Annotated in this window: 3 protein-coding genes; all 3 read right to left on the bottom strand. The window is 54.8% G+C overall.

Annotation, left to right across the window (positions count from 1 at the left end):
- Positions 1 to 26: 26 nt before the first annotated feature.
- The 3 genes from IEX97_RS12740 to IEX97_RS12730 all read right to left on the bottom strand — a co-directional run bounded on the left by IEX97_RS12740 (position 27) and on the right by IEX97_RS12730 (position 2,819).
- On the bottom strand, positions 27 to 1,163 hold the full coding sequence (locus IEX97_RS12740; protein WP_188883487.1) for a GH116 family glycosyl-hydrolase: 1,137 nt from the start codon (positions 1,161 to 1,163) through the stop codon (positions 27 to 29).
- Between the two features lie 79 nt (positions 1,164 to 1,242).
- Complete coding sequence (locus tag IEX97_RS12735) at positions 1,243 to 1,671, bottom strand: hypothetical protein (protein WP_188883486.1); 429 nt, start codon at positions 1,669 to 1,671, stop codon at positions 1,243 to 1,245.
- A 71-nt stretch (positions 1,672 to 1,742) separates the two neighbouring features.
- The gene (locus tag IEX97_RS12730) at positions 1,743 to 2,819 is read right to left on the bottom strand and encodes a GTP-binding protein (protein ID WP_268238351.1); all 1,077 of its coding nucleotides are present in this window, start codon (positions 2,817 to 2,819) and stop codon (positions 1,743 to 1,745) included.
- Positions 2,820 to 3,457: the final 638 nt, after the last annotated feature.

The raw sequence follows: 3,457 nt of genomic DNA, 5'->3' as shown, positions 1-3,457 counted from the left end.
AGTAGACACGCACGGTGGCTTCGTCGTCAAATGTGGACGACGGATTTTACACCACTACTTGAGACTTTAACGGTCGAATAGAGCGCGTCATGAAAGGCCATGGATGCTTGGTAGAGTCGTTCAAAGTTTGAAACCAAATAACGAGCAGCGGACCACGCGTCGGAGAACAGATTCACATAGTAATTCTGCGTCAGCTCCTTGCCTGGTTCGCCAACACGATGCTCCTCGCTCCAGCCGTTGAGGCGGTTTGGAAAATACCAACTCAAGACAAACCGAAACAAACGCGTCTCACCCGGCCCGATCCGTTCGTGCACAGCGAGTGAACACGTATCCGATCTCCCATCCTCAGACGGCGTTTCATATCCTAAGTCCGTGAGACGTCCATCGTCCACCAAGTCAGTCCAGAATTCCTGCAATTCATCAAACCACGCCCCGCGGTACCACGCTCGCTTGTAAGAAACGTCCCGATTGGTCGTGATCAAAGCCATGTTGCCGTATTCCAGCTGCGTTGGAGCGTACTTGCGAGTCGTCAGTTCAAGGCCAGTTATCCCTTGCTCGGCACGGTACAGATTGAGGCTGCCCCCGAGGCGCGGGCCGCTGACATTGCCAAATCGATCACGTCCCACTCCGCCAATGGGATTGAACAATGAGCCTGCGATCGTGACTTCCACGGCCCGAGAGGATGAATTCGTGACACGATAGGTGAAGATGGCACCTGGTATTCCAGAATCTTCTGGATTCAGCGGGATAAAAGGCGTGAACGCCTCAAGTTGAACGGACACCGGCAGGTCATCATCTTCGAAGTCAATCCACACAAACGGATACTCACCCCGCATGAAGGAACGTGCCAGGCGAGGCAGTCCGCCCGCATCGGACGGATGGAGGCCATGCGAAGCATCGTACGGCGGTGTCAAACGGGATTCGAGGATCTTCGCGACTGGAGGTTCGCCATCACTTTTCGCCCAGATGGTGAAATACGTGTTGGGCAATTTGACACCTTTCCCAGGGCGGTTAAAAATTTCCCAGTCTCTGAGATCTCCCCGGCTACCCAGCGATACATTGCCCGTGCCAATTCCACCGAGCAAAAATGCCGCTCGATTGGCGGTTCCAGGGTATCGTCTCGACGAACCCATCTCCTGCCATTGGTCCGCAGCAGATGCCACTATACCCACCTCACGTCGTCTGTTTGATTGACTTCCTACAGGAACTGAAGTTCCAGTTGTTAAGCCTTCGTCTTCATCTTCACAAGACACCAAGCGCGCGCTCCAAAGCCTCCCGTGGCGGATACGTTCCGAAAGCACATATCTCACCGGATACCGCCAACACCGGAGTCATCAATTCCAGTATTTGCCGAGCCTCTTCACCTTCGTGAAATGATTTGTATCCCAAACGTCCCATGAATTCATTTAACCTCGCGATCGCAGACGCGCGATCGTCACGGGAGGTATAGCGATAGACCTGAACGGTTACTGGAGCCTCAGCATCGTTGGCCACGCGGTGCACCATGCCCAGGAAGTCCTCGTTGAGCCGCTGGATTTGGCCCATTGTGACCCCGGAGCAAATGCAGTCTGGACCACACGCATCGGCCGTTTCATCGTACTCCGCGAAAAACTTAGGAAAGACCTCCACCAGGATTCTGTCGCGCTTCATCGTGAAGTGATCCCGCCCCATCCCTCTGCACCCATTCACCATCACCCGTTCTTGTAGAACGCTTCGTACTGAACATGTCGAGGCGTCAAAGACTAGGCCTCCCGATAGGACGGAGTCGGACGGGCCGGGCGAAAGGCCTGGGAGGCAATGACGCCATATGGTATTCCGCGTGCTGTGGACACGATGTCAAGACTCCGCATCACGCAATCCAGAAGTTCCTCAGGCGGCGCACTGACACGGGCATTCACCAGGATGAGCGCCTCTGGTGTCATGGTGTCGCCAGAGTCGCTCCATCGCCACTGCCCGGCGGAGGTGGTGAGGCTGCCAATCACAGGGCTCCGCGCCGACAATCCCAGCATTTTCACATGCGCCGTTTCAAACCGCTTCTCCCTTAGCCGCGTCTGCAGCTCGGCCCCTATTTCCCGCAGAAATTTTGATGCGCTGAACGGCTCTCGTCCCCTGGCCTCCACGCGCAGGTTGACCCAGCCCAACTGCGCCTCTGCCTGCGCGTATACGTCATAGTCGAGTTGCACGAGCGGGTTTTCTGCGACCTTCTCAGTGCCATGACAGAGCAGATCGGCCCAATCCGTCAAACCATCACCTGTCAGTGCCGACGTCTGAACAATCGTCGCACCCGGATTGACGGTTTTCAGAACACTCCGTACTGCGTTGGAGACGGACTGCGTCGTCACATCCGACTTATTCAGCAAGATGACATCCGCCTCGCACAGTTGTTGGCGGTACAAATAGGCAATCTCCTCAGAGAAATTCTGAGGTCGGTCACAGAGTAAGCAAAGGGCGCGTGCGGGATCGACCACGACACTGACCGGACGCAACCGCAACGTTTCGCGGTACAACCGCCTCAAGGGTCGCATGACCGTTGCCACCAAGTCCGTGCAACTGCCCACCGCTTCCGACAGAATCCATGTGGGATGGTGCTCGTTGATCACCCCCTGGATGACACTCTCAAGCTCATGAAACCTACAACAAAAACACCCCCCGACAATTTCCACCACGAAGGCGTCAGCCGCAGCAATCGTCCTCGTGTCGATGAGATCGGAGCCCTGATCATTCGTGATGACCGCCACACTCTCGCCCAGAGAGCGAAGATATCTGGCCATCCGCACAATCATCGATGTTTTTCCCGCTCCAAGAAATCCGCCAATCATCACAAAATTTGTGTACATTCCCTTTTGCCAGCCCCATCGAACCAGTGTTGATCTCACAGGATGACGCTTTCACCCCGTATCTGACTCAGGAGGACATTTCGAGGACACCCCCTGTTAAAGCCTGCTCCTACTATGCCTTTGCAATGTGAGAACGATTCCACATCGTATGAAATCAAGATAATACGTATCGTTCGAAGTGTCAATATCGCGCGATCACTCGTGTTATTTGTCTGTCATATGGTCACCGTGAACAGCGTGGTACAATGACTCCCATTTCACGGAGCTCTTGCCGAAGCGCGAAGGCATCTGCGTCAGCGTCCCTTCAGGTCGACACAACCTACATTGGGCATGCACTGATCTCATCCCGGACTTCCTGAATCAAGGTTTTCAGTTCAAGTGGTTCAGTCGACAATTTCCTGAACTGAGCCGCCAGGTGACTGAGACCCGCACGTCTGACGATCCTTTTTTCAGTCGCTCGCGATCCACCCAGAGCTACAGCGGGAACTCCCGGTAAGGTGGCAAGTCGTTCTGCTTTATGATCGATGAACCATCGATCTGTTTTCGGGTCGTAAGCGTCAAATCCCGCCCACCTTGCATTCCCTCCACGGCTCCCCCAAACTCATGCATGACGAACAACC

It is taken from the genome of Paenalicyclobacillus cellulosilyticus (genome assembly GCF_014647315.1).
GTDB classification, from domain to species: Bacteria; Bacillota; Bacilli; order Alicyclobacillales; family Alicyclobacillaceae; genus Alicyclobacillus_J; species Alicyclobacillus_J cellulosilyticus.
The sequence above is the reverse complement of the archived record's forward strand: the minus strand, read 5'-3'. Positions and strand labels throughout refer to the sequence as shown.